Origin of the sequence: Pseudomonas sp. AN3A02, from assembly GCF_011765255.1 — a bacterium.
Lineage (GTDB): Bacteria > Pseudomonadota > Gammaproteobacteria > Pseudomonadales > Pseudomonadaceae > Aquipseudomonas.
This window is the reverse complement of sequence record NZ_JAARNI010000002.1, coordinates 728,794-753,062: the sequence shown is the minus strand read 5'-3', so window position 1 is coordinate 753,062 and position 24,269 is coordinate 728,794. Positions and strand designations below refer to the sequence as shown.

The window sequence follows — 24,269 nt, the reverse complement described above, 5'->3', positions numbered from 1 at the left end:
CGGCTACCGTGGCCGTCTAAATAATTCTGAATGTTTCAGCCTTTATGTCTGATCTGGCCCAACGCAGTGCTGATTCCCACTCCCGCCGTGCCGCGCTGACCCTTGGCCTGTGCCTGCCCAGTGATGTGTTGCTGTACCTGGTGCTGCCGATGGAGTCCCAGGCGTTTGGTATCACCCTGGCCCAGGCCGGGGTGCTGCTGGCGGCCAACCGCCTGGTGCGGATCTTCGGCTACAAGCATGTTCTGAATTTCTATGCCCGCAACGGTGATCGGCTGACGTGCTCCATCGCCGCCGGCGCGGCGGCGGTGTGTGCCCTTGGCAACTCGATGCTGTCCGGCTTTGCGGCCTTGCTCGGGCTGCGGTTGGTCTGGGGGCTGTGTTTTGCTGCGTTGAACCTTTCCACTCAAGTGTTGGCCACCTCTGAACCGCTGGGTGCAGCGTGGCGGGCGGGGCGGTCGCGGGCGTTGATTGCCCTGGGGCCGATGCTGGCTTTGCCGTTGGGTGGGTGGCTGACGTTACAGGTGGGGCCGCGGCCGATCTTTTGGATTCTGGCGGTGTGTTGCCTGGTGGGGTTGTGGATGGCGCGGGGGTTGCCGACTGCGGGTCACAATTTGCATGGCACGCCGGGGCGGCGGTTCAAGTTGCCTGACAGTGTGGCGACCTGGTCGTTTATCGAAGGGGTGGCGCTGGATGGGCTGTTTATCTTTGGTTTGTCGATTCAGGCGCAGAAGATGCTGGGTGGGAATGCGGTATTGATTGCCGGTGGGTTGATGGCGCTGCGATATGTTTCGGAGTTGCTTCTGAGTCCGCTAGGGGGGCGCTTCGCTCAGCAGTTTGGTGCTACTTCGATGTTGTTGCTGTTTTCGTTTCTTAGTGCGTTGGCGTTGGGGGCGTTTGGTAGTCACTGGGTGATTGTGGGGGCGGCGGCGGTGTTGGTGTTGCGCGCGTTGCAGTTGCCGCTGGTGACGACGTTGGTGGCGGAGCGTAATCCGGGGGCGATGCGGGTTTCTGCGTTGGCGTCGAATGCGGTTTGGCGGGATGTGGGGGCGGGGCTTGGGCCATTGCTGGCGGGGTTGTTGTTGCCGGTGGCGTCGGCGCCTTGGGTGTTTGGCGTGGCGGGGGCGGCGATTGCGGTTAGTGCGGTGTTTTGCTGGCGGGCGAGGGGGTTAGCATGAGATGTGGGGATTGAGTACATATCCGTTTCTTCGGTAACGGCCACTTAGGGTTCCGCTCTTACAGCGGGTCACTTTTGGCAAACGCCCCAAAAGTAACCAAAAGGTCTTTGCCCCACCACTCGGTGCCTCGCCCAGGCTCGGCATGCCCGCACTCCGGCCCGATTCCGCGGGCCGCCGCGACGGGCCATCCATGGCCCGGCGCGGCTAAATCGGCTTCCCTGCCGATTTACCCGCTCCACCGTGCCTACTTGCGGCCATCGTGGTTAACGGGGCCCGCAGATCAAGATCACAAGCAGATCAAAAGCAGAGCACAGCGGCCTACCGGCCGGCTTGAGTGTTAGAAGCAGAGGCAAGATCCAGAGCGAAAGCAGAGCTGCTTTTCTGTGGGAGCGGGCTTGCTCGCGAAAAACCTGAGAACGCCGCGTTCATCCAGAATGCCATCGTCATCGTTAACGACCTTCGCGAGCAAGCCCGCTCCCACATTTGGACCGTGCCCGCTTTAGCTTCTGATTTCGCTGTTGCTGTTGCTGTTGCTTCACCACACTCAAGCCGGCCGGTAGGCCGCTGTGCTCTTGATCTGCTTGTGATCTTGATCTTAGGCGCCCCGTTAAACCACGCTGGCCGAACGCAGGGTTTGGAGCGTGGGTAACCTGGCAGGACGCCAGGTTAGCCGTCCTGGGCCAGGGATGGCCCATGACGGCGGCCCACGGTCCAAAGCCGGAGTGAGGGCACACCGAGCATTAGCGAGGTGCCGAGTGGTGGGGCAAGAGCGTTTTGCTTACTTTTGCGCTGTTCAAAAGTGAGCCGCTGTAAGAGCGGAACCATAGGCGGCCGTTACCGCAGCAACGGATATGCCCTCCCAATCAGCGAGCCTTAACAGCCTCAACCCACCCCGGATCCAACCGCGTCTGGTCAGGCTCAATCCCCAACCCCCGCATCCTCTCCAGGTGCTCATCAACCTCCCGCACCAACTGCGCCTGAGAACTCGAATTGGCGTCCAGCTCGTGCATCTGCATCAACCCAAGGTGATAAAACCGCAGCAACTTGATCGCCACCGGATCATTCACCTTCACCCCGTCAGTCACCTTGTGCATCACGTTCGTCACACTCATCAAACTGCGCTTGAGCTGCCACCCATACACCGCCGGCGCCAGCCACGCCTGGCTCCAGAACGGCCCCCGCACCAGCCCCACGGTAATCAATACCCCGGCAAACACCCCACCCACGTTGAAGCGAAAGTTATCCCCCCCAGGCTCGCCAAACACCATCACCGCCAGGCTGGAAAGCACCATCGCCAACACCACAAACAGCCCCGCGACGATCAGCGTGCTGCGGCGGGTCTGCTGGCGAAAGGTAATCGGGTCGCAGGGTTTTAGCTCAAACATCCGGGTGCAGTCTCCATGGGCAAAGTAGGGGTATCGCATCGGCCGGCATCTTCTCATGCTTCGCCCGTCGGAGTGACGGTAATCAGGTTGAACGATGGCACACAGCAATTTCTCTAAACCTCGTAGGCAACCGACCCCCAAGCGAGGTGAACCATGACCCGGTACCAGCAACAGCCGCCCGGCACACCCAACCCCGACCGCACCCCCGGCGAAGAGGAGCGCGACAACGACGCCCTGCGCCCCAACGATCCCGCCGAACGGCAAGACGACGAAGAGCGGGTCGAAGAAGACCTGGAAAACCTGCACGACAAGGCCCGCCCGCTGTAAACCCGGCGCGCCAAGGAGAGAGTTATGACTAATAGTACAAGCGGCCCGCATTCATCAGAGCATTCCAGCGGCAAGGACGACTTGGATTTCGACCCCGATTCCCCGGACGTCGCCGACCCGCAGGTCGACCCGGTAGGGCCCGCGATTGCACCGTTGGACAAGCCTGAAAAAACCGGCAAGAAGCCGGCCTATGATCCCTTGGGTGATCTGAAACCGTGAAATGAGCCCCGCCATCGAGCGGGGCTTTTTTCATCAGCCAAGCCGTTTCGGGGCTACCCAGGTCACCTCGGTGATGCCGAACTTCTCCGCCCAGGGCCGAGTGGTTTTTTTCACCCGCTCATGGCCCGGTCGGCCTATCCGCCCCACGTGGGCAATGTCGGCGTCAACGGCCGCCCAATGCCACGCTTCGGCGTTGTTCATGACCTCGGCACGCACCACAAAGGTTTTCGGTTCGCCGTGTAGCAAGTAGTGGATGGTGTAGATCATTGCGGTACTCATGATGCCTCCCTGTCTTGTAGTGAATGGATATAAAACAGTTCAGAAAGGTTCAGAAAGTTTCTGCATCTGAGGGCTTGCATTTGATTCAAATCACATTTGGCAAATAGCCACCTTCAGGGTATTAGTGATGCGTTCGCCAACGACTCCAGGATCGCGTCATGCCAGAGCTGACCCACAGCCGCCTCTACCTGCAACGTCTGGGCTACGACACGCCGCCGCCGCCCACTCTGCAAACCCTGCAGGATCTGCAGTTGCGCCACGTCAGTACCTTCGCGTTTGAAAGCCTGTCGACCTTGTTGCATGCACCTGTGCCCATCGATTTACCCAGTGTCGAGCACAAAGTCCTGTTCGACGGGCGCGGTGGTTATTGCTACGAGCTGAACCAGATGTTCCTGGCCTTGTTGCAGGAATTGGGCTTCGACGCGCGGGGCATCACGGGTCGCGTGGTGATGGGCGGGCCGCCCGATGCGCTGACGGGGCGCACCCATCGCCTGAGCCTGGTGACCCTGGACGGCATGCGTTACATCAGCGATGTCGGCTTTGGTGGCATGGTGCCCACCAGCCCGTTGCAACTGGACACCGACGCTACCCAGGCCACGGCCCATGAACCCTATCGCCTGAGCCTGAACGAGGGCAGCTACACCTTGTGGGCGCAGGTCGCCGGTGAGTGGCGCGGCTTGTATGTGTTCGACCTGCAGTTGCAGTCGCGCATCGACTACGAAATCGGCAACTGGTACGTCTCCACCCATCCGGACTCACCGTTCTTCGGTCAGTTGAAAGTCGCGCTGATCGGCCCGGGATTTCGCCGCACCCTGAACAATGGCCAGTACGCGGTTCACTACCTGGACCGGGCCAGCGAGAAGCGCGCCATCGAGGATGTGGACGAGCTGCTGACGCTGCTGCAAGCCAGCTTTGGCATTCGCCTGCCGGAGCATCCACAGTTGCGGCCAATCGTCGCTGGTTTACTGGCCAATGTCCAAGAGGCTTGATATAGAGCCTCCGCTGAATCGTTTTACTTTCAAAAAAGGCGCAAATTAATTCGAACCTTTCGTCAAAACGAGGGTTCGAAGCGTTTCCTGAATAATTTGCCACCTACAATGGAGACGTAAAACGATGTCCAAACTATTCGGAAAAATCCTCAAGAATTCCTCGGTCCTGGCCCTGATTGCAGCACCTGGTGTGGTGTTCGCCGCAGCGCCGACTGACCCGATTTCCACCTTCGGTATCCTCGGCAGCTACAACGACTTCAAACTCGAAGGCGGTAGCCAGAGCGACAAGGACCACATGCCTGAAGCCGGCCTGTTCTACAACTTCGGCAACAAGCTGACGGCTGAATCGGGCTTTATCTACCAGGCCGGTATCGAGGCCAAGTACGGCGAGAAGAGCGACAACAAGCTCAAGGAAGGCCAGGCCGACCTCGACCTCGGCTGGCGTGCCGCGCTGGACGCACGCAACTTCGTCGACGTGCTGGTGGGTGGCGGCTACAGCTGGACCCGCTACGAGCCGGACTCGGGCGACTACGACATGAAACTCACCAACAAATCGCCGTTCGCCAAGGCGGCCCTGGGCTACAACCACCAGTTCGACGACATGACCATGCGTGTTGAACTGGGTGCCCGTCATACCATCGACGGCCGCGCCAAGCTCAAGGTCGACGGCATCGGCAGCGACACCGTGGACCTGAAGGACCGCACCAACCCGTACGCCGAAGTCAGCCTGCTGATGAACCAGAAAGGCGACCTGCCGGTGATGGCGGGCCTGTACTACACCCGCACCGAGTACAAGCTCGATGGCGACTCGTACGTAGCCGACAACACCAAGCTCAAGCGTGACGAGTATGGGTTCAAGGTCGGTATCGCGTTCTAAGCCCACCTCGATTCTAACTGTGGGAGCGGGCTTGCTCGCGAATGCGGTGTGTCAGTCATCAGATCTGTTACTGATACACCGCATTCGCGAGCAAGCCCGCTCCCACATTTGATCGGCGTTGCTGCTCAATCAACTGTCCGCCCAAGCCCCCCTTTCTGTCCCCCAATACCCTCAACGCCGCGCCCTGGCTGCCTTAGTGTGGATCACGCTTTCACACAATAAGAGAAAAGGTGGCTATGCGGGCAATCAACCCCCGTCGCATCAGTCTGCTGCTGGCGGTGACCTGCCTGCTGACAGCCTGTGACGACAAACCGAAACATCCCCCCGAACGTGCCACGGCGGCCAATGCAATGCCCGGCGATTCAGCCCTGGCCCAGGTCTACGACAGCAGTTGCAAGCTGTGCCACGCCAACCCGGCCTCCGGCGCTCCGCTGACCGGTGACGGCCCGGCCTGGAGCCCGCGCATCGCCCAGGGCCCGGACACCCTGCTGGACCACACCATCAACGGTTACAACGGCATGCCCCCGATGGGCCTGTGCGTGCAGTGCTCCGAAGAGCAATTCCTGGGGCTGATCAGCTTTATGTCGGGCCGACACATCCAATAAGAATAACGGGGTAGGCGATGGCGCTTTCACGGCGAGAATTATTGCAACGCGGCGCGGTAGCCGGCGCGTTCATGGCATTGACCAGTAACCCGGTGCTGGCCCAGTTGGCCCGGGCACCGCGGCTGATTCCCTGGCGCAACTGGTCGGGGGCGCAAACCTGTTTGCCCCTGGCCCGGCTGGCGCCGAAGAACCTCGATGAACTGGTGCAGGTCATCCGCCAGGCACCGGGCAAGGTGCGGCCGGTGGGCTCGGGCCATTCGTTCAGTGCGCTGGTGCCCACCGACGGCACGCTGCTGTCCCTGAGTTATTTCAACGGTCTGCTGGAGCACGATCCGCACACCTTGCAGGCCACCTTCGCCGCCGGCACGCCGATGTCGCGCATGGGCCAGGCATTGAAGGACGTGGGCCAGGCGCTGCCGAACATGGCGGATATCGACTACCAGACCCTGGCCGGTGCCATCTCCACCTCGACTCATGGTACCGGCGTGGGCTTCACCTCGTATTCCGGTTGCATCACCGGCCTGCAACTGGTGACCGCCCAGGGCGAGGTGCTGGACTGCGACGCCAACCGCCACCCCGAAGTGTTCAGCGCCGCGCGAGTGTCCCTCGGTGCTCTCGGCGTGGCCACCCAGGTCCGCCTGCAAAACCGCGCAACCTACCGCCTGCGAGAGCGCCAATGGATCGCCAAGACTGAAGAACTGCTGGAGGACGTGGCAAAAAACACCCGGGAAAACCAGCACTGGGAAATGCTCGTGGTGACCCACTCCGACTACGCGCTGTCCATCGCCCTGAATGAAACCACCGACCCCGAAACCCCGCCCATCGACCCGGCGGAGGCGGGCGGCAACGAGTTTGTGTCGATCATCGAAAAACTCGACAAATACGGCAGCGATTTCCCCGACGCCCGCCGCGCCTTGCTCAACAGCCTGCGCTTTTTCGCCAGCTTCGATGACCGCGTGGCCGAGTCGTTCCAGGTGTACGCCAACGTGCGCAATGTGCGCTTCAACGAGATGGAATATTCGGTGCCCGCCGAACACGGCCCGGCCTGCCTGCGGGAAATCCTCAAGCTGATCAACGACAAGGACCTGCGCACCTGGTTTCCCATCGAATACCGCTACGTCAAGGCCGATGACATTCCGCTGAGCATGTTCGAGGGCCGCGACAGCTGTTCGATCTCCGTGCACCAGCACTACACCATGGACCACCACAATTTCTTCGCCGCCGTGGAACCGATCTTCTGGAAATACGCCGGCCGCCCGCACTGGGGCAAGTTGCACGCCCTCAACGCGCGCACCTTGCAGCCGCTGTATCCGCGCTGGGAAGAATTCAGCCGGGTGCGCCGCGAGCTGGACCCCAGCGGCAAATTCCTCAATGCGCACCTGTCATCAATTTTGGGAGTGGCCTGATGAACCGCAGACATTTCATGCTCGGTACCGGCGTGTTGCTGGTGGGTGGTGCGATTTTGCTCAGGCCGGGCGACCGGGGCAGCCCGTACACCGAGTATTTCCGTAGCCTCAACCAGGAACTCAAGGCCCATGGGCCGATGCGCCCGGTGATGCTGATCGACCTGGACAAGCTGGACCACAACATCGACGTGGTGATGCAGTCGGTGCAGCGCGGCGGCAAACACCTGCGGCTGGTGGAGAAATCCCTGCCGTCGCCGGGGCTGCTGGCCTACATCGCCAAGCGTGCCGGCACCCAGCGCCTGATGTCGTTTCACCAGCCATTTCTGAACCACGACGCCCAGGTCTTTCCCGACGCTGACATCCTGCTGGGCAAGCCGTTGCCGGTGCGTTCGGCCGAGCTGTTTTATCAGACCCACAAAGGCCCGTTCGACCCGTCCCGACAGCTGCAATGGCTGCTGGACACGCCCGAGCGCCTGCAGCAATACCTGTCGCTGGCCCAGGGGTTGGGCACCAAGTTGCGAGTCAATATCGAGCTGGATGTGGGCCTGCATCGCGGCGGCATCAGCGACAACGCGGTGCTGGGGCAGATGCTGACGATGATCAGCGCGCATCCGCAGCAGCTGGAGTTCAGCGGGTTTATGGGCTACGACCCGTTCGTGGGCATGGGCGTGCCGGGAATCCTCGGCTCGCCCCAGGCGCTGTTCGACAAGGTCATGCAGCGCTACAACGGCTACGTGGATTACACCCGCCAGCACTTTGCGCCGCTGTGGCGTGACGGGCTGACATTGAACACGGCGGGCAGCCCGAGCTATCGCATTCACGAGCAGGAAAAGCTCAGCAGCGAGGTGTCGGTGGGCACCGCGTTGCTCAAGCCGACGCACTATGACTTGCCGTCGCTGAGTGAGCATGTGCCGGCGGCCTATATCGCCACGCCCGTGTTGAAAAGCACCGGGCCGGTGGATATCCCGGCGCTGGACGGCAAGTCGCGGTTGTTCTCGTGGTGGGATGCGAATCAGCGCGCCACGTTCTTTATTTATGGGGGGAACTGGATGGCCGAGTTTGAATCGCCCCAGGGCTTGCAGAGTAATGACCTGTACGGGCGCAGCTCCAATCAGGAGATGGTCAATGGCTCGCCCAAAGTGGGGCTGAACGTGGATGACCAGGTGTTTCTGCGCCCGACCCAGAGCGAGTTTGTGCTGTTGCAGTTCGGGGATTTGCTGGCAGTGCGGGGCGGGAAAATCGTCGATACCTGGCCGGTCTACACCTGACAACGCCGTCCCACTGTAGGAGCGAGCTTGTTCGCGAAAAACCCAAGGACGACGCGGGTCTTCCAGCAGACCGCGTTATCGTTGACGTTTTTCGCGAGCAAGCTCGCTCCTACAGTTTTTGCCGGGTTACAGGGCAAACGGAATCGTCAACTTCGCCCACAACATGTCGCCTTCCGGCCGGTTCTGTACATCAAACTCCTTGGCCCAGCGCACCTCGGCACTCGCGTACTTGAGGAAGGTGAAATACACCGCCGGACCGATCGCAAACACCTGGCCCTTGACCCCGTCATCCACATCCTCGCCGTAGATGTTCACCACGGTACGCCCGTACTGCTTATCGTCGGTGGTCTGCTTGAGGTAATAACCGTTGAGCCCAAGGCTGAGGTTATCCGTCACCTTGTAGCTGGCCGAATAATCGAAGTGAAAAATCTGTCCCGAACGGTAATGAGTATCGGGGTTTTCCTTGTTGAAACTATAGGTGGTCTTGATCGACAGCTCGGTGCGCTCATTGGGCAACCAGGTCGCCGACACCAGCGGCTTGTAGGTGTAGAAATTGTTGCTGGTATTGGCCAGGCGCGTGGCGTCGTACTCACCGGTGGGCAGGGTGATTTCCAGGGCGGTGCCCACGGTCAGGTTCTTGCCCAGGTCCCAGAGGATGATCGGCGCCACCGTAGTGTCGCCCATGCTTTCCCGAGTGTCGGACATGCCGAACAGCGACACCTGTTGCTTCAGGTACGGCTGGGCGATGTAGCCGCCCAGGCGCCCGCCGAACACCCGCAGCGGGCTGAGGTAATCCAGGCGCGGGATGATCGCATCGGACTTGATCTTCACGTCTGGCACCTTGCCACCCAACGAGCTGATATCGAGTTTCTTGGCCTCGTAATGGTTGTAGTAAATGTTGAAGGCGAACATGTGGTCCGGCAGGTTGTTGACGTCCAGCGGCAGGATGTAGAAGCCATCGGTGCCGGGGCCGATGTTGTCGACGCCGCCTTCGGTGGCCAGGGCCGGCAGGCTGATGAGGGTCAACAGGGCGAGTTGCACGGGGTAAAACGCACGGGTCGGGTTCATGGCTGGGCTCATTATTATTGTTAGGGCGACGCTACCTATAGAAATAAGCCCTGAACGGCCAGCGGGGCAGGGTATTGGCGGCCACATAGGGGGACTTTGGCGGACAGCTTTCATCCAGAGTGCAGCAGTTCTTGCAAGCGCCTATGATTGTCAGGATGTTTCAAAAACAAGAACTGAAGCACTCAGTCGGGAATCGAACACCCATGCAAAGGAAAGCCGTTGATCCGCACTATGACTTGGCCCTGGTCTCGCCATTTCTGCTGCAAACCCTCGGACAAGTGGTCGCGCAAAGGGGCGCGAGTGCCGAGCACCTGTGCCGTGGCCTGGGATTTACCCTGGCCGACCTGGACGACCCGGCCCAGCGGATTTCCTATCGCCAGGCGGTAGCGATGATCCAGCGTGCACTCAAGGTGTTGCCCGACCAAGGGCTGGGCCTGTGGGTGGGCCATCAGAATGTGCTCGGTACCCTGGGCCTGCTTGGCCATGTGATTTCGCTGTGCAAGACGTTGCGCGATGCCTTCGCCATCGGTGAACGCCACCAGCACACCTCCGGCGGTATCGCCACCTCGCGCACCCATGAAGGCCACCAGGAAGTGTTCGTCGATATCGAATGCCTGCTGCCCTACGCCGAGGTGCAGGTGTTTGCCGCCGAGGAGTTCTTCGCCAGCCTGATGGTGTATGGCCGGGCCCTGGTGGGCGAGGGCTTCATGCCGCTGCGGGTCGAATTTATCCACGCTGCGCCCGTCTACGTCGCCGACTATCACCAGTTGTTTGGCGCGGATGTGCGTTTTGGTTGCCTGCATAACCGCATGGTCCTGGCCAGCCACTGGCTGGACGTGCGCCTGCCCAATCACCACGCCCTGGCCCTGCGCCAGGCCCTGGAATTGCTGGAGCTGGAAAGCGCCCAGTTGCATCAGAAAATGGATTTGATCCAGGCGGTGGAGCGCGCGATTTCCCGGGATTTGCAGGGCAGCCAGCTGGAAAAGGTCGCCAGTGACCTGAACATGAGCGGACGTACCTTGCGTCGACGCCTGACCGAGCACGGGTTGACCTTTGAAGGCTTGCTGGAGCAGGTGCGCAGGGCGCGGACCATGGGGTTGTTGAGCAACCCGGGGTTGTCCATCGAACGGATCACCGAGGAAGTCGGCTACAGCGATGTGCGCAGTTTTCGGCGCGCGTTCAAGCGCTGGACCGGGCTGAGCCCCAGTGCATTCCGTGGCGAAGGCGCAGGGCCGGGGTGATCGTCAGGATTGGCCCCATTGGCTACCTGATCTTTCCCCGGATTGGCTATTTGCCCAACGCACCCGTCTCACTACTCTAGACACCAATCCCCACTGTTCTGGAGTATCACCATGCAAGCTCGTACCGACTTCTACACCGCCTCCCCGGACGCCATGAAAGCCATGCTGGCCTTGGAGGCTGCCGTCGGCAAACTGTCCATCGAACTGCCGCTGTTGGAGTTGATTCGCCTGCGTGTGTCGCAGATCAACGGCTGCGCCTTCTGCCTCGACATGCACACCGCTGACGCCCGCAAGGGTGGCGAGACCGAGCGCCGCCTGTACACCGTGTCGGCCTGGCGTGAAACGCCGTTCTTCACCCCCCGTGAACGCGCCGCACTGGCCTGGGCTGAAAGCCTGACCCTGCTCAGCCAGACCCACGCCCCGGATGCCGACTTCACCGAACTGGCCGCCCACTTCAGCCCGCAAGAGCAAGTCGACCTGAGCGTGGCGATCGCCACCATCAACAGCTGGAACCGCCTGGCGGTGGGCTTTCGCAAGATGCCTAAATAACCCCGCGTTACCTGTGGCGAGGGCGCTTGCTCCCGCTGGGCTGCGTAGCAGGCCCACAGAATTTTCCCACGAGATGCCGGGATTGCTTCGATTTGGACCGCAGATTAACCTCCCCCGGTTGCTGACACTCAGCAACCGGGCTTCGCGGCCCGCTAACTTGATGCATAATTGCCACCGCTTTGCGCCGGACACTTTGGTGTTCGGCGTTTCGTGTTATGGCAGCTGTGCGTGGGATACCTTCGGGTATGCCGAGTTCCAAGTTCTCGGTCCGCGAACCTGCGTACAGCTGCCACCTTCCATCGCGTCGCGGCGATCAGGTGCAGCTCCAGCCAAACTTGGAGATATGTCATGCACAAAGTCACGCCGAATCCCCCGCCTAAAGATTCAGCAGCGCTGTTGGACGCTGCGAGTCGCGCTGCCCATCACGCTCTTCCACCCCCGCCACACACCAACGGCTACCTTCCTCTGTTTTCCATCAATGCTGCCGCCAATACGGAGGCGCTGCTGGCCAACGCCTATGAGACCCTTAATGGCGCCTGCGGCCTTGTTCAGGATCTGGCGGAGACAATGGACGGCAAGCAACGTTGTCAGTTACTGGCCATCGGGCAGTTGCTGGAGTTGACGGCATTGTTGGTTGATCGGGCGATGAAGCAGAAATGTCCGGTCCAGGCGGTTAAGGAACCGTATTCAACCTACGAAGCAGATCCAGTGTGGGAGCTGTCGAGCCCCGGCGAGGCTGCGATGGCGGCGGCACAGTCAATATTGATATTGGCTGAGCCACCGCCATCGCGGCCTCGCTAAAGCTCGACGGCTCCCACCTTTGTTCTTCTAGAAGTTAACTGTTGCACTCAAGCGCGCCGTCAACGGCGCACCCTGGAACAGGTAGTCATCGCCCATGTATTCGCCGGCGTCACGCCAGTAACGCTTGTCGAACAGGTTGTCGACGCTCAGGCGAAACACCGTCTCATAGCCATCGAGCTTGGTGGTGTAGCGGCTGCCCACGTTGACGATGGCGTAGTCGCCCACTTCCACATCACCGGTGCGATTGGCGTACTTGTTGGCGCTGTATTGCACGCCGCCGAGCAACGCCAGGCCGTCGACCCAGGGCAGGGCGTAGTCGGCATACAGGCTGGCGCGCAGTTTCGGCACGTTGATCGCCTGATGGCCTTCGTATTCCGGCGTGCCGCTGCCCGTCACCCGTGCACGGATGGCCGCGACGCTGGCGGCGATCTGCAAGCGCTCGGTGGCCCAGCCGTTGGCGGATAACTCCAGGCCGGTGTTCTTCTGTTGGCCTTGTTGTACGTAGGTGAACGTACCTGCGTCGTCGGGTTTGGCGTATTGATAGGCCTGGCGAGTCTGGAAGATCGCGGCGGCGAAGCTGATGCGGCGCCAGTCGTATTTCACACCGGCTTCGATCTGGCGGGAAACTGTTGGGGCGAGGGTGTCGTCGTTGTTCAGTGCAAACCAAGGGGCTTGTCCACCGAGGGATAGGCCTTTGCTGTAGCTGGTATACAGCGACAGGTTCTCAATCGGCTTGTAGATCAGCGCCGCTTGGGGCAGGAACACATACTGCTGAGTGTGGCGGGACTCGTTGCCGTCTTTATTGAACGCCTTTTCGTCGAGACGTACTTCGCGACCGCCCACGATGGTCTGCCATTGTTCGTTGAAGCTGATGCGGTCGGTGACGAACAGTCCGTACTGGCGGCTGTCGAGGTTGCGGTGGCTGTCGTTCAATGCACCGGCGTAACGTGGAAAGTTATCAGGCTCCTGATTGATGTTGCCTGTGCCGATCCACTCGTTGATCGATTCCCGCTTGTCGATCACGCGGCGAAACGCGCTCGTACCAAACGTCAGTTCATGCCCCAGCCCACCGGTATTGAACAACCCGGTCATCGTTGCCTGGATTTCATCATCGCGGCGGGTGTCATCCGGGCTGCGGAAGTCGTAGATGCCATAGTCGCCTTCCGGGCTGAAGTAATTACCGTTGCCAGCCGTGTCGCCACCCCACGCAAACGAACTGTAATCATCAATCACCACCTTGCTGCGCGCCGCGCTCACGCTGCCTTTCCACTGGTCACTGAAGCGATACTCAAACTTGCCATTGAGGTTCAGCGAATCGATCCCTACCTGATTCGCGCCGCTCTGATGCCCCAGCAGTTTTTTCGGTGACGCGTTGTGCGGCACCTCGGTCCCGCCCAGCAATTGATAACCCGGCACCGAGCGCTGCTGCTTGTTCTGATACTCGGCATCCAGCTGCAATACCGCGTCGGGGCTGATGTTCCAGTCGAACGCCAGGGACATGAAATCCCGGTGGCCATTGGCATGTTCGACATAAGCGTTGAGGTCTTCATGGGCCACGTTCGCGCGCAGGCCGAACTGCTGCTCGCTGCCAAACCAGCCGCCGACATCGGTGGCCAGGTAGCCGCTGCCGCGATCATCGGTGGACACCGTCACCGAGCGCACATCCTCCGGGCGCTTGGTCACGTAATTGATCACGCCGCTGGGCTCGGAGATCCCGCTTTGCAGGCCCGACAATCCCTTGAGCAACTCCACGCGCTGCTTGTTCTCCAGGGCAACGTTTTGCTCGCCGGTGATGGTGCGGCCATTGATCTTGTAACTGCTGGCAGCATTCAGCGAGAAGCCGCGCACCACGAAGTTTTCGTAGTAGCCGATGGGTGCATAGCTGTCGCCCACCGATGCGTCATTGCGCAGCACTTCGCTGAGCAAGCGCGCCTGTTGATCCTTGATCAGCGACTCGTTGAACACCGCGATCGAGGCCGGCGTGTCGAGCAATGGTGCCTCATCGAAACCGCCCACCGATGCGGTGTCGCTGTTATAGCCGGATTCATCCTGGCCCTGGACCTTCACCTCCGACAGCTCGATATCAGCCGCCTGGCTGCTACCAATGCCTGCGCTGAGCAACAGGCCGAGGGCAAAACGTGAAGGAACAGCGGGGCGAAGACGCAAAACCATGGGGGAAGGCCTGAGAGCGCAGAGCGGAGGGCGCATAAGCTAGGCATAACGGCGGCGTTTTACAAGTTTTCGAGAATGGTTCGCTTTGAGACGTCCCGTCTCAGCCCGCAGATCAATCCTGCTGCTCCTCGACAGCGGCCCCCGGCAACTGCGATAGACAAGGCTTCTCTCACCGTTGAAGGGGATCGTCATGAGTATCGCTGGAAAAGTTGCACTGGTGACCGGCGCCGGGCAAGGCATCGGCCGGGCCATCGCCCTGCGCCTGGCGCGGGACGGCGCCGACATTGCGTTGGTGGACATCAACAGCGCCAAGATTGAAGCGGTGGCGGCCGAGGTCGTTGCACTCGGGCGCAAAGCCTCGGTGTATGTCGCCGATGTCTCGAAGTTGGAGCAAGTGGTCGCGGCGGTGGAACATGCCCACCAGACCCTGGGCGGCTTCGACATCATCATCAACAACGCCGGCGTCGCACAGATTGACGCACTGCTGGACGTGACTCCGGAACAGGTCGACCGCACGCTGCGCATTAACGTGCAGGGCACACTCTGGGGCATCGAGGCCGCGGGCAAGAAATTCAAGTCGCTGAAGCAGAAGGGCAAGATCATCAATGCCTGCTCGATTGCCGGCCATGAGGGCTTTGCATTGCTGGGGGTGTACTCGGCCACCAAGTTTGCCGTGCGCGCGCTGACCCAGGCCGCCGCGAGGGAGTTGGCCAGTGACGGGATTACCGTCAACGCCTACTGCCCGGGTGTGGTGGGCACGGATATGTGGGTCGAGATCGACAAACGCATGGCCGAGATTACCGGCGCCGAGGTAGGGGCGACGTACAAGAAGTATGTGGACGGGATTGCGTTGGGCCGGGCGGAAACGCCGGAGGATGTGGCGGGGCTGGTGTCGTACCTGGCGGGGCCGGATTCGGATTACATGACCGGGCAATCGCCGTTGATTGATGGTGGGATTCTCTACCGCTGACCCGGCAGAATCACTCGGTCAAAATGTGGGAGCGGGCTTGCTCGCGAATGCGGTGGTTCAGTCAAGATATCCAGAGACTGATACACCGCATTCGCGAGCAAGTCGAATCGTCGCACCGCCGCTCCCACATTTTTTACCGTGCTGTGTCAGTGCTCGTGCTTGCGACTCTAGATATATAAGTGCGGAGTGTAAGTGCTGAATGAATTGACGGTTCTAGTTTTAAGGAATCTTCTGTAGGAATCAGTTACCGAGTTTGGATTAGCAGAAAAAACTTATGGAAGTGGGTTGTGCTGAATAGGGTTTCATTGTTTTATATTTGTAGTGTCTGTGGTGTGTTTTTTAAAGTTTATTCCGTTTTTACTGGCTGAGGTTTAGTTATGGTCGCATGCGTTCCTTATTTCTGCCAATGGGAATCCCGACTTTTGGCTGCCGATATAATTTCTGGCGAGAAGACGGTTTCTGAGGATCCGCTTTGGATAAACTCTGGAGCCCGATGCGTGGATGAGTATGCATTGTGGGCTAATCACGTATGTGGCATGGCCTGCCTTAAGATGCTTCTTGCCGCCAAGACGGGTCTCGTTCACTCAACGTTCAGCCTTCTGGAAAAGGCGTTGGCCTACGGAGCCTACGTAGTCGATGGCGAAAGTATCCATGGGATGATTTACGCGCCGGCGATTGAGATGTTAAATAAAGAATTTGGTCTTAAGGCACAGATTGTCACCGGTATCTCTGCGGAGGAGATCAAGCCGATGTTTACTGACGGTCATTTCTTTATTGCGTCTGTGCACCCTTCTATTCGATGGCCTGAGCAAGAGCCGCCAAAGAAAGGAGGTCATCTTGTATTGGTAACAGACGCAACTGACGACTTCCTGAAGTTTCATAACCCATCGGGTCATAACTCACATTCGCAGGAAAACGTCGTCATGAATGTTGAGTCCTTCGGAAGGTACTTTGCGGGTCGAGGAATCTTAATTAGATAAGAGTAGAAGTGGTTTTTGATAACGCCTGTCTGGGGTAGGCAGCTATAAGCTGCCATTCGATGGGCTTGTCAGTGCTTCCCGGGCATATCGATTCCCAGTTGGTTAACCCGTCGATACAAGGTCGCCCTGGAAATCCCCAGCGCCTGCGCCGCCGCTAGCGGCTTCCACCGATGCCGAATCAACGCATCCAGCACTAGCTGCCGTTCCGGACTCACGCTTTCCTGCTCTTCCACCGCAACCACCTCACCGCGAACTTCCACTGGCAAATCCGCCAATTGAAGCGTCCCGCCATCGCACACCGCACACGCATACGCCAACACATGCCGCAGTTGCCGCACATTCCCCGGCCAGGCATAGCCCAGCAGCAACTCCAGCGCCGCCGCTGCGATTCCCACGGCTACACCGTTGTGCCGCGCCTCCTGCTCCAGAAGCCGATTGATCAACGCCAGTTTGTCCGTGCGCTCGCGCAATGGCGGCACACAGAACCGCGCACAGCCCAACCGGAAATACAAATCCTCGCGAAAGCTTCCAGCACTCACCAGCGCCGCCAAATCCCGATGGCTGGCGCAGATCACCTGGATATCCACCGCACGGGTTTTTGCCCCGCCCAACGGAGCGACTTCACCTTCAGCCATCACCCGCAGCAGTCGCGTCTGCAACGCCAGTGGCATGTCGCCGATCTCGTCGAGAAACAACGTGCCGCCATCGGCCTGCAACAGCAGCCCGGTCATGCCCTTGCTGGAGGCACCGGTAAAGGCGCCGGCCACGTAGCCGAACAGTTCGCTCTCAATCAGGTTTTCCGGGATCGCCGCGCAGTTCACCGCCACAAAGGGGCCGTCGCGACGGGCGCTGCGTTCATGCAACTGGCGGGCAAACACTTCCTTGCCGGCACCGGTTTCGCCCTGGACCAGCACCGGCAGGTTGCGGTCCTTGACCCGCACGGCCAGGCGCAGATGCTCTTCAAAACGCGGGTCTATCTGATTGGCCAAGGACGTTACCGCCCGCGCCGCTTTACGCCGTGGCGCGCTGACCCGCACCTGCAACGCCCCCGGTTCGCCGAGCCAGTGCAATTGCTGCGTCGATTGATCGGTCACGGCGCGCAGCGCGTCCAGGTCAAACACTTCGCCGATATGCTCCGGCAACTGTCCGAAGCGCACCCTCAGGGCCTGCCGCGCCTTGCTGTTCAAGGCTTGCAGTCGCCCGTCCTGATCCCACGCCAGCAGCATGTCCGGCTGGCTGTCGACGTAACCCGGCGTGCTGTGGGCCTGCAACACCCAATGCTGCTGGGCGCTGTGCATGAAAAACGCGTTCTCGATGGCCCGTGCACTCTGCGCCACCATCTGCCGCACCAGGTGCTGGCTGCGCCGATCATCCGGGGACTTGAGGGCAGAGGCATCCATCACGCCCAGCAGGTTGCCCTGGGGATCGAAGATCGGTGCGGCAGAGCAGGTCAGGCCGATAAACGCCGCGCGAAAGTGGTCGCGCTTGTGCACGGTGACCGCGGCCTTGCTGGTCAGCACCGTGGCCACGCCGCAGGTGCCTTCCTCGGCTTCCGACCAGCAGGTGCCGAGGTACAGGCCGGCCTTGCGGCAGTCGTTACGAATGCCGGCGTCCACGCGATGGTCGATGGTCTGGCCCTGGGCGTCGGTGAGCATCACGCAGTAATCGGCGTGGCGCACCCGGTTATGAATCTGCCCGACTTCCTCACTGGCGATACGCATGAACAGCTCGGCGCGCTCGCGGCATTCCTTGAGCAGGGTGCTGGTGAGGATGCGCGGCCCTTGCAGGGAACCGGGGTCGAGGTGGTGCTGCTCCATGGAGCGGCGCCAGGAGTCAAAAATCAGCGACGGCACCGGCGCCTGGGGCAGGCGGTCGGCGTTGCGAACCACGCGGCTGACGCAGTCGACATGGTCCTTGGAGTTCACGGCGAGCATTGAAGCCTCCGGTTCTCGATCCTTGTTGTTATGCCCGCCATTAAGCGCCCATGGGCCGGGAGGAACAAGGGCGGCCTGACCAACTGCCCGAGGTGAGACGCAGCGTCTCATCCCGCCTGAGACGCTGCGGGCAGGTTGCAACGGCGCGTCTCATTGAACGGGCCACAGTGGCATGCCCGGGTCTTCCGGCAGCTGCTCTGGATCAAGGCTTTCCCAGGTTTTCCAGCGGATTGGCACAGGCCGTGCTGAGTGCTTTGCAGCTGGCCTGATCCAGCCTTTTGTGTGTCGAGACAACCTGGAGAACAACAAGATGTCCACTCACCTGTCCACCGATCAATTGCTCCATGCCTACACCGTGATGCGCACCATCCGTGATTTCGAAGAACGCCTGCACGTGGAATTCGCCACCGGCGAGATCCCCGGTTTCGTGCATTTGTATGCCGGCCAGGAAGCCAGTGCAGCCGGGGTCATGGCCCACCTCAACGATGAAGATTGCATCGCCTCCAACCATCGTGGCCACGGCCATTGCATCGCCAAGGGTGTGGATGTGTTCGGCATGATGGCCGAGATCTACGGCAAGAAAACCGGGGTGTGCGGCGGCAAGGGCGGCTCCATGCACATCGCCGACCAGGAGAAGGGCATGCTCGGCGCCAACGGCATTGTGGGGGCCGGTGCGCCGCTGGCAGCCGGTGCGGCCCTGGCCGCGAAACTAAAGGGCAGCGCGGGTGTGGCCGTGGCGTTTTTTGGCGACGGCGGCTCCAACGAGGGCGCTGTGTTTGAAGCCATGAACCTGGCCTCGATCATGAACCTGCCGTGCCTGTTCGTGGCCGAGAACAACGGTTATGCCGAAGCCACCGGGTCCGGCTGGTCGGTGGCCTGCAAGGACATTGCCGAGCGCGCCGTGGGCTTTGGCATGCCGGGCGTGATCGTCGATGGCAACGACTTTTTTGCCGTACACGCCGCCCTCGGCGTTGCGGTAGAGCGTGCCCGCAGCGGCAAAGGGCCGACGCTGGTGGAAGTCAAATTGAGCCGTTTCTACGGCCACTTCGAAGGCGATGCGCAAACCTATCGCGGCCCGGATGAAGTGAAGCACCTGCGGGAAACCGGCGACTGCCTGAGCCTGTTTCGCCAGCGTTGCACCGCCGAAGGCTGGCTCGACGCAGCGCAGTTCGAACGCATCGACACCGAAGTTGCGCAACTGATCGAAGACGCCGTGCGCCTGGCCAAGTCCGATCCAAAACCCCAGGCCGCCGACCTGCTCAGTGATGTCTACGTCGCCTACCGCTAACCGCCACCCACTACAAAAACAATCCGTGGAGAAGTCATCATGGCTAGAAAAATCAGCTATCAGCAGGCAATCAATGAAGCCCTGGCCCAGGAAATGCGCCGCGACCAGAGCGTGTTCATCATCGGCCAGGACGTGTCCGGCGGCACCGGCTCACCGGGTGAACAGGACGCCTGGGGCGGCGTGCTCGGCGTCACCAAGGGCCTGTATCCGGAATTCCCCGACCGCGTGCTCGACGCACCGCTCTCTGAGGTCGGCTACGTGGGCATGGCCGTCGGCGCGGCCACCCGCGGCATGCGCCCGGTGTGCGAATTGATGTTCGTCGACTTTATCGGCTGCTGCCTTGACCAGTTGCTCAACCAGGCGGCGAAGTTTCGCTACATGTTCGGCGGCAAGACCACCACGCCGCTGGTGGTGCGCGCCATGTACGGCGCCGGCCTGCGTGCCGCCGCCCAGCATTCGCAGATGCTCACCTCGATGTGGACCCATATTCCCGGGCTCAAGGTGGTGTGCCCGGCCACGCCCTATGACGCCAAGGGCATGCTGATCCAGGCGATCCGCGACAACGATCCGGTGATTTTCCTCGAACACAAAATGCTCTACAGCCTCCAGGGCGAAGTGCCGGAAGAGCTGTACACCGTGCCGTTCGGCGAAGCCAACTTCGTGCGTGAAGGCAATGACGTAACCCTGGTGACCTACGGGCGCATGGTGCATATCGCCATGGAAGCCGCGGCCAACCTGGCGCGCCAAGGCATCGATTGCGAAGTGCTGGACCTGCGCACCACCAGCCCGCTTGACGAAGACAGCATCCTTGAAAGCGTGGAGAAAACCGGGCGCCTGGTGGTGATCGACGAATCCAATCCACGCTGCTCGATTGCCACGGATATCAGCGCTCTGGTGGCGCAACGCGCGTTCAGCTTCCTGCGCGCGCCGATCGAAATGGTCACCGCGCCCCACACGCCGGTGCCGTTCTCCGATGCCCTGGAAGACCTGTACATCCCCAACGCGGCGAAGATCGAAGCTGCGGTGCTGAAGATTACCGACAAGAGGAACGCCGCATGATCCATACACTGACCATGCCCAAGTGGGGGCTGTCGATGACCGAGGGCCGGGTTGATGTCTGGCTCAAGCAGCCGGGCGACCGGGTGGAGAAGGGCGAGGAAGTACTGGATGTCGAGACCGACAAGATCTCCAGCAGCGTCGAGGCGCCATTCAGCGGAGTGCTGCGGCGTGTGTTGGCCCAGAGCGATGAGACCTTGCCGGTGGGGGCATTGCTGGCAATCGTGGTGGAAGGCGAGGCCAGCGAGGCCGAGATTGATGGAGTGATCGAGGCGTTCCAGGCGGGGTTCGTTTCCAATGCTGCCGAGGCTGAAGCCAGCGGGCCATCGGCACATAAGGTCGAAGTGGGCGGGCGCTTGTTGCGCTATCTGGACCTCGGGGAGGGCGGCACACCGCTGGTGCTGATCCATGGTTTTGGTGGCGACCTGAATAACTGGCTGTTCAATCACCCGGTGCTCGCGGCTGAACGGCGGGTGATCGCGCTGGATTTGCCGGGGCATGGCGAGTCGGGCAAGTACCTCAAAGCCGGCGACCTCGAGGAGTTGAGTCAAGCGGTGTTGGCGCTGCTGGATCATCTGAAGATTGACCGCGCGCACCTGGCGGGGCACTCGATGGGTGGGCTGGTTTGCCTGAACATCGCGCGATTGGCACCGCAGCGTGTGGTGTCGTTGACCCTGATTGCCAGCGCTGGCTTGGGTACGGAAATCAACGGTGATTACCTGCAAGGTTTTATCGAGGCCAATAATCGCAATGCACTCAAGCCGCAACTGGTGCAACTGTTCAGCGACCCGGCGCTGGTGACCCGGCAGATGCTGGAAGACATGCTCAAGTTCAAGCGGCTGGAGGGGGTGGATCAGGCGTTGCGCGAGATCACCGGGGCGTTGTTCAGTAGTGGTCGGCAGTTGGCGGACCTGCGCAATGTTGTCGGGCAGCAGCCGAGCCTGGTGATCTGGGGCAGTGAGGACGCAATCATTCCAGCGAGCCATGCCCAGGAACTGGAGGCTCAGGTGGAGATACTGCCGGGGCAGGGGCATATGGTGCAGCTGGAGGCGGCGGAGCGGGTGAATCAGTTGATGCTGGCGTTTCTCAAAAAATATTCCTGAAAAATAAGGGCGCTTTTGTGGCGAGGGGGCTTGTCCCCCGTTGGAGTGCGAAGCGCTCCCGCTTTTTTTTGGGGCCGCTTCGCAGCCCAACGGGGGACAAGCCCCCTCGCCACAGAAATCCCATCATCAGAAAGGTCAGCGGTGTTTTTGGTGGCGTTTCAGGGTCTCGCTGGGCAACTCCTGAAACAACGCCCGATAACTGTTTGAAAACCGCCCCAAATGCCAGAACGACCAATTCATCGCGACTTCCGCCACGGTGGTGTCCACTGACGGCGGGTTCAACAACTCCCGCCGCGCACTGTTCAACCGGCGCAACCTCAACCATTGCGCCGGGCTCATCCCGGTGTACGTCTTGAACCCCTGCTGCAACTGGCGCAACGGCACGCCGGCAATGCGCGCCAGCTCCAGCAGGTTGACGGTTTCATCCGGCACATCCGCCGCCCATTCGCCAATGCGCGCCATGATGATTCGCTCCTCGGTGCGCCGCTGCAATGAACCCTTGTCCAGGCACACGCAGGCGTTGTCGAGGATGAACAGGCAGTCGTCCAGGAGTTGTTGGGTGAGGGCATCACGACTTGGCGGGTCAAACGTGGCGGACAGTCGGGTCAACGTGCCGCTGAGCCAGCGACTGAACAAGGCGTTTTGCAGGGAGTTGAGCGGGGCCATGAACAACCCCTCCAACTTCGCCACATCCAGGCCATGGCGCTGGACGAACTGTGGCCCGAACACCACCGCCACTTCGCGGTAGTTTTCCGGGGTGATCCAGGTGTTGCGGCTTTCGCCATTGAGCACATACAGCGCGTTGTCGCTGCCATCGAAACAGAACGCCAGGGAGCCCGGTGGCGCGTTGAAGTTCTGCTCCACACGGGTGTTCATTCGCTCTTCATACACCTCGACACCTTGCAGGTCGAGGTAGCGGATCTGCCCGGCAAAATGCCCCGGGGACATCTGCTGGTACTGCTGCACCCAACCGGGTGTCGCACTGCATTGAGCGGCCACGTCACCGGTGGTGAAGGCCTGTACGCGCAAAGCTGTTGCCTGTGTCATGGGTGACCTGGGCGCACTCTATTGGTGCGTTGTGGTTGGTGCAAAGTGGATAGATGCCGTCGGACGGCTGGCCCAAGATAGACCTCAATGCGCGGCGAGGGAAGCCCGCGGCGCATCATCCAACCCATGACGAGGTCCTTATGAACGCCCCCTTCGATCAGCTGTCCGCCTGGCTGAAAGAACACAAGATTACCGAAGTCGAATGCGTGATCAGTGATTTGACTGGCATCGCACGCGGCAAGATTTCGCCCACCAACAAGTTCCTGCATGAGCGAGGCATGCGCCTGCCGGAGAGTGTGTTGCTGCAAACGGTAACCGGGGACTTTGTCGACGACGACATCTACTACGACCTGCTGGACCCGGCCGACATCGACATGATCTGCCGCCCGGTGTCCAACGCCACCTACGTGGTGCCATGGGCCATCGAGCCCACTGCCATCGTGATCCACGACACCTTCGACAAGCAGGGCAACCCCATCGAATTGTCGCCGCGCAACGTGCTGAAGAAAGTCCTGCAGCTGTATACCGATCAAGGCTGGCAGCCGATTGTTGCGCCGGAAATGGAGTTCTACCTGACCCAGCGCTGCGAAGACCCGGACCTGCCGCTGAAGGCCCCGCTGGGCCGCTCCGGCCGCGCCGAAAGTGGCCGCCAATCGTTCTCCATCGATGCCGCCAATGAATTCGATCCGCTGTTCGAAGACGTCTACGACTGGTGCGAAGCCCAGGGCCTGGACCTCGACACGCTGATCCACGAAGACGGCCCGGCGCAGATGGAAATCAACTTCCGCCATGGCGATGCCCTCGACCTTGCCGACCAGATCACCGTGTTCAAACGCACCCTGCGGGAGGCCGCGCTCAAACACAACGTTGCCGCCACCTTCATGGCCAAACCCGTGGCCGACGAGCCCGGCAGCGCCATGCACCTGCACCAGAGCGTGGTGGAAATCGCCACCGGCAAGCAGGTGTTTGTCGATGAGCATGGCAACAAGAGTCAACTGTTCCTGAACCACATTGGCGGCTTGCAGAAGTACATCCCCAAGCTGCTGCCGATGTTTGCGCCCAACGTGAACTCATTCCGCCGCTTCCTGCCGGACACCTCGGCGCCGGTCAACGTGGAGTGGGGCGAAGAAAACCGCACCGTCGGCCTGCGCGTACCGAGCTCCAGCCCCGACGCCATGCGCGTGGAAAACCGCCTGCCGGGCGCCGACGCCAACCCGTACCTGGCCATCGCCGCCAGCCTGCTGTGCGGCTACCTCGGCATGATCGAAAAGGTCGAGCCCAGCGCCCCGGTGGAAGGCCGCGCCTACGAGCGGCGCAACCTGAGGCTGCCGATCACCATCGAAGACGCCCTGGCGCGCATGGAAGAGTGCGACACCGTCAAGCAGTACCTGGGGGACAAGTTTGTGCGCGGCTACGTCGCGGTCAAGCGCGCCGAACACGAGAACTTCAAGCGGGTGATCAGCTCCTGGGAACGTGAGTTCCTGCTGCTGAGCGTCTGAGAAACCACACTAAAAAAACCATAGGGGTGTC

At 60.8% G+C, this 24,269-nt stretch carries 23 protein-coding genes; 17 read left to right on the top strand and 6 right to left on the bottom strand.

All coding sequences use genetic code 11. From position 1 onward, the window contains the following. Positions 1-44: 44 nt before the first annotated feature. Complete coding sequence (locus tag HBJ59_RS13275) at positions 45-1,175, top strand: MFS transporter (RefSeq protein WP_167663803.1); 1,131 nt, start codon at positions 45-47, stop codon at positions 1,173-1,175. An 863-nt stretch (positions 1,176-2,038) separates the two neighbouring features. Here HBJ59_RS13275 and HBJ59_RS13270 read toward each other — a convergent pair. Then, positions 2,039-2,560 carry a DUF3087 family protein gene (locus HBJ59_RS13270; protein ID WP_167663802.1) on the bottom strand — a complete coding sequence of 174 codons (522 nt, stop codon included), beginning with the start codon at positions 2,558-2,560 and terminating at the stop codon, positions 2,039-2,041. A 153-nt stretch (positions 2,561-2,713) separates the two neighbouring features. Here HBJ59_RS13270 and HBJ59_RS13265 point away from each other — a divergent pair, with 153 nt between their 5' ends. After that, the gene (locus HBJ59_RS13265) at positions 2,714-2,887 is read left to right on the top strand and encodes a hypothetical protein (protein ID WP_167663801.1); all 174 of its coding nucleotides are present in this window, start codon (positions 2,714-2,716) and stop codon (positions 2,885-2,887) included. A gap of 24 nt (positions 2,888-2,911) precedes the next feature. Next, positions 2,912-3,106, top strand: a complete 195-nt coding sequence (locus tag HBJ59_RS13260; protein ID WP_167663800.1) for a DUF6021 family protein — start codon at positions 2,912-2,914, stop codon at positions 3,104-3,106. A 33-nt stretch (positions 3,107-3,139) separates the two neighbouring features. Here the strand turns inward: HBJ59_RS13260 and HBJ59_RS13255 are convergent, their stop codons facing one another. Continuing rightward, on the bottom strand, positions 3,140-3,385 hold the full coding sequence (locus HBJ59_RS13255) for a DUF6555 family protein (protein WP_063028819.1): 246 nt from the start codon (positions 3,383-3,385) through the stop codon (positions 3,140-3,142). 158 nt (positions 3,386-3,543) lie between these two features. On the opposite strand from HBJ59_RS13255, the gene HBJ59_RS13250 reads away from it, so the two are divergent. The 5 genes from HBJ59_RS13250 to HBJ59_RS13230 all read left to right on the top strand — a co-directional run bounded on the left by HBJ59_RS13250 (position 3,544) and on the right by HBJ59_RS13230 (position 8,530). Further along, positions 3,544-4,374 (top strand): arylamine N-acetyltransferase, encoded by an 831-nt coding sequence (locus tag HBJ59_RS13250; RefSeq protein WP_167663799.1) that lies wholly within the window; start codon positions 3,544-3,546, stop codon positions 4,372-4,374. A gap of 124 nt (positions 4,375-4,498) precedes the next feature. Then, positions 4,499-5,251 (top strand): outer membrane beta-barrel protein, encoded by a 753-nt coding sequence (locus HBJ59_RS13245; protein WP_076015765.1) that lies wholly within the window; start codon positions 4,499-4,501, stop codon positions 5,249-5,251. 236 nt (positions 5,252-5,487) lie between these two features. After that, complete coding sequence (locus tag HBJ59_RS13240; RefSeq protein ID WP_167663798.1) at positions 5,488-5,856, top strand: cytochrome c5 family protein; 369 nt, start codon at positions 5,488-5,490, stop codon at positions 5,854-5,856. Positions 5,857-5,933: 77 nt separating this feature from the next. Continuing rightward, the gene (locus HBJ59_RS13235; RefSeq protein WP_167663955.1) at positions 5,934-7,262 is read left to right on the top strand and encodes a D-arabinono-1,4-lactone oxidase; all 1,329 of its coding nucleotides are present in this window, start codon (positions 5,934-5,936) and stop codon (positions 7,260-7,262) included. Beyond that, the gene (locus HBJ59_RS13230) at positions 7,262-8,530 is read left to right on the top strand and encodes a DSD1 family PLP-dependent enzyme (protein WP_167663797.1); all 1,269 of its coding nucleotides are present in this window, start codon (positions 7,262-7,264) and stop codon (positions 8,528-8,530) included. The genes HBJ59_RS13235 and HBJ59_RS13230 overlap by 1 nt, the downstream gene beginning before the upstream one ends. Before the next feature lie 126 nt (positions 8,531-8,656). Here HBJ59_RS13230 and HBJ59_RS13225 read toward each other — a convergent pair whose 3' ends face one another. Further along, positions 8,657-9,598 (bottom strand): transporter, encoded by a 942-nt coding sequence (locus HBJ59_RS13225; protein ID WP_167663796.1) that lies wholly within the window; start codon positions 9,596-9,598, stop codon positions 8,657-8,659. A 203-nt stretch (positions 9,599-9,801) separates the two neighbouring features. Here HBJ59_RS13225 and HBJ59_RS13220 point away from each other — a divergent pair, with 203 nt between their 5' ends. The 3 genes from HBJ59_RS13220 to HBJ59_RS13210 all read left to right on the top strand — a co-directional run bounded on the left by HBJ59_RS13220 (position 9,802) and on the right by HBJ59_RS13210 (position 12,189). Continuing rightward, on the top strand, positions 9,802-10,839 hold the full coding sequence (locus HBJ59_RS13220; protein ID WP_167663795.1) for an AraC family transcriptional regulator: 1,038 nt from the start codon (positions 9,802-9,804) through the stop codon (positions 10,837-10,839). Between the two features lie 111 nt (positions 10,840-10,950). Continuing rightward, on the top strand, positions 10,951-11,388 hold the full coding sequence (locus HBJ59_RS13215; RefSeq protein WP_167663794.1) for a carboxymuconolactone decarboxylase family protein: 438 nt from the start codon (positions 10,951-10,953) through the stop codon (positions 11,386-11,388). Between the two features lie 348 nt (positions 11,389-11,736). Then, positions 11,737-12,189, top strand: a complete 453-nt coding sequence (locus HBJ59_RS13210) for a DUF6124 family protein (protein WP_076015759.1) — start codon at positions 11,737-11,739, stop codon at positions 12,187-12,189. Positions 12,190-12,216: 27 nt separating this feature from the next. Here the strand turns inward: HBJ59_RS13210 and HBJ59_RS13205 are convergent, their stop codons facing one another. Then, positions 12,217-14,361, bottom strand: a complete 2,145-nt coding sequence (locus HBJ59_RS13205) for a TonB-dependent siderophore receptor (RefSeq protein WP_167663793.1) — start codon at positions 14,359-14,361, stop codon at positions 12,217-12,219. A 190-nt stretch (positions 14,362-14,551) separates the two neighbouring features. Between HBJ59_RS13205 and HBJ59_RS13200 the strand changes: the two genes are divergently transcribed. Next, the gene (locus HBJ59_RS13200; RefSeq protein WP_167663792.1) at positions 14,552-15,331 is read left to right on the top strand and encodes an acetoin reductase; all 780 of its coding nucleotides are present in this window, start codon (positions 14,552-14,554) and stop codon (positions 15,329-15,331) included. A 497-nt stretch (positions 15,332-15,828) separates the two neighbouring features. After that, the gene (locus tag HBJ59_RS13195) at positions 15,829-16,311 is read left to right on the top strand and encodes a C39 family peptidase (protein ID WP_218585807.1); all 483 of its coding nucleotides are present in this window, start codon (positions 15,829-15,831) and stop codon (positions 16,309-16,311) included. Between the two features lie 68 nt (positions 16,312-16,379). Here the strand turns inward: HBJ59_RS13195 and HBJ59_RS13190 are convergent, their stop codons facing one another. Next, complete coding sequence (locus HBJ59_RS13190; RefSeq protein ID WP_076015755.1) at positions 16,380-18,245, bottom strand: sigma-54-dependent Fis family transcriptional regulator; 1,866 nt, start codon at positions 18,243-18,245, stop codon at positions 16,380-16,382. A 310-nt stretch (positions 18,246-18,555) separates the two neighbouring features. Between HBJ59_RS13190 and HBJ59_RS13185 the strand changes: the two genes are divergently transcribed. Genes HBJ59_RS13185 through HBJ59_RS13175 form a run of 3 tightly spaced genes read left to right on the top strand, consistent with a single transcriptional unit; the run spans position 18,556 to position 21,692 of the window. After that, entirely contained in the window at positions 18,556-19,533 is a 978-nt protein-coding gene (locus tag HBJ59_RS13185) for a thiamine pyrophosphate-dependent dehydrogenase E1 component subunit alpha (RefSeq protein WP_076015754.1), read from the top strand. 39 nt (positions 19,534-19,572) lie between these two features. After that, a complete protein-coding gene (locus HBJ59_RS13180) occupies positions 19,573-20,592 on the top strand; it encodes an alpha-ketoacid dehydrogenase subunit beta (RefSeq protein ID WP_167663790.1) in 1,020 nt (339 codons plus the stop codon). After that, on the top strand, positions 20,589-21,692 hold the full coding sequence (locus HBJ59_RS13175; protein ID WP_167663789.1) for an acetoin dehydrogenase dihydrolipoyllysine-residue acetyltransferase subunit: 1,104 nt from the start codon (positions 20,589-20,591) through the stop codon (positions 21,690-21,692). The genes HBJ59_RS13180 and HBJ59_RS13175 overlap by 4 nt, the downstream gene beginning before the upstream one ends. A gap of 135 nt (positions 21,693-21,827) precedes the next feature. Here the strand turns inward: HBJ59_RS13175 and HBJ59_RS13170 are convergent, their stop codons facing one another. Continuing rightward, entirely contained in the window at positions 21,828-22,739 is a 912-nt protein-coding gene (locus HBJ59_RS13170) for a helix-turn-helix domain-containing protein (protein WP_167663788.1), read from the bottom strand. A gap of 140 nt (positions 22,740-22,879) precedes the next feature. On the opposite strand from HBJ59_RS13170, the gene HBJ59_RS13165 reads away from it, so the two are divergent. Beyond that, on the top strand, positions 22,880-24,238 hold the full coding sequence (locus HBJ59_RS13165; RefSeq protein ID WP_167663787.1) for a glutamine synthetase family protein: 1,359 nt from the start codon (positions 22,880-22,882) through the stop codon (positions 24,236-24,238). The last annotated feature ends 31 nt before the right edge of the window (positions 24,239-24,269 follow it).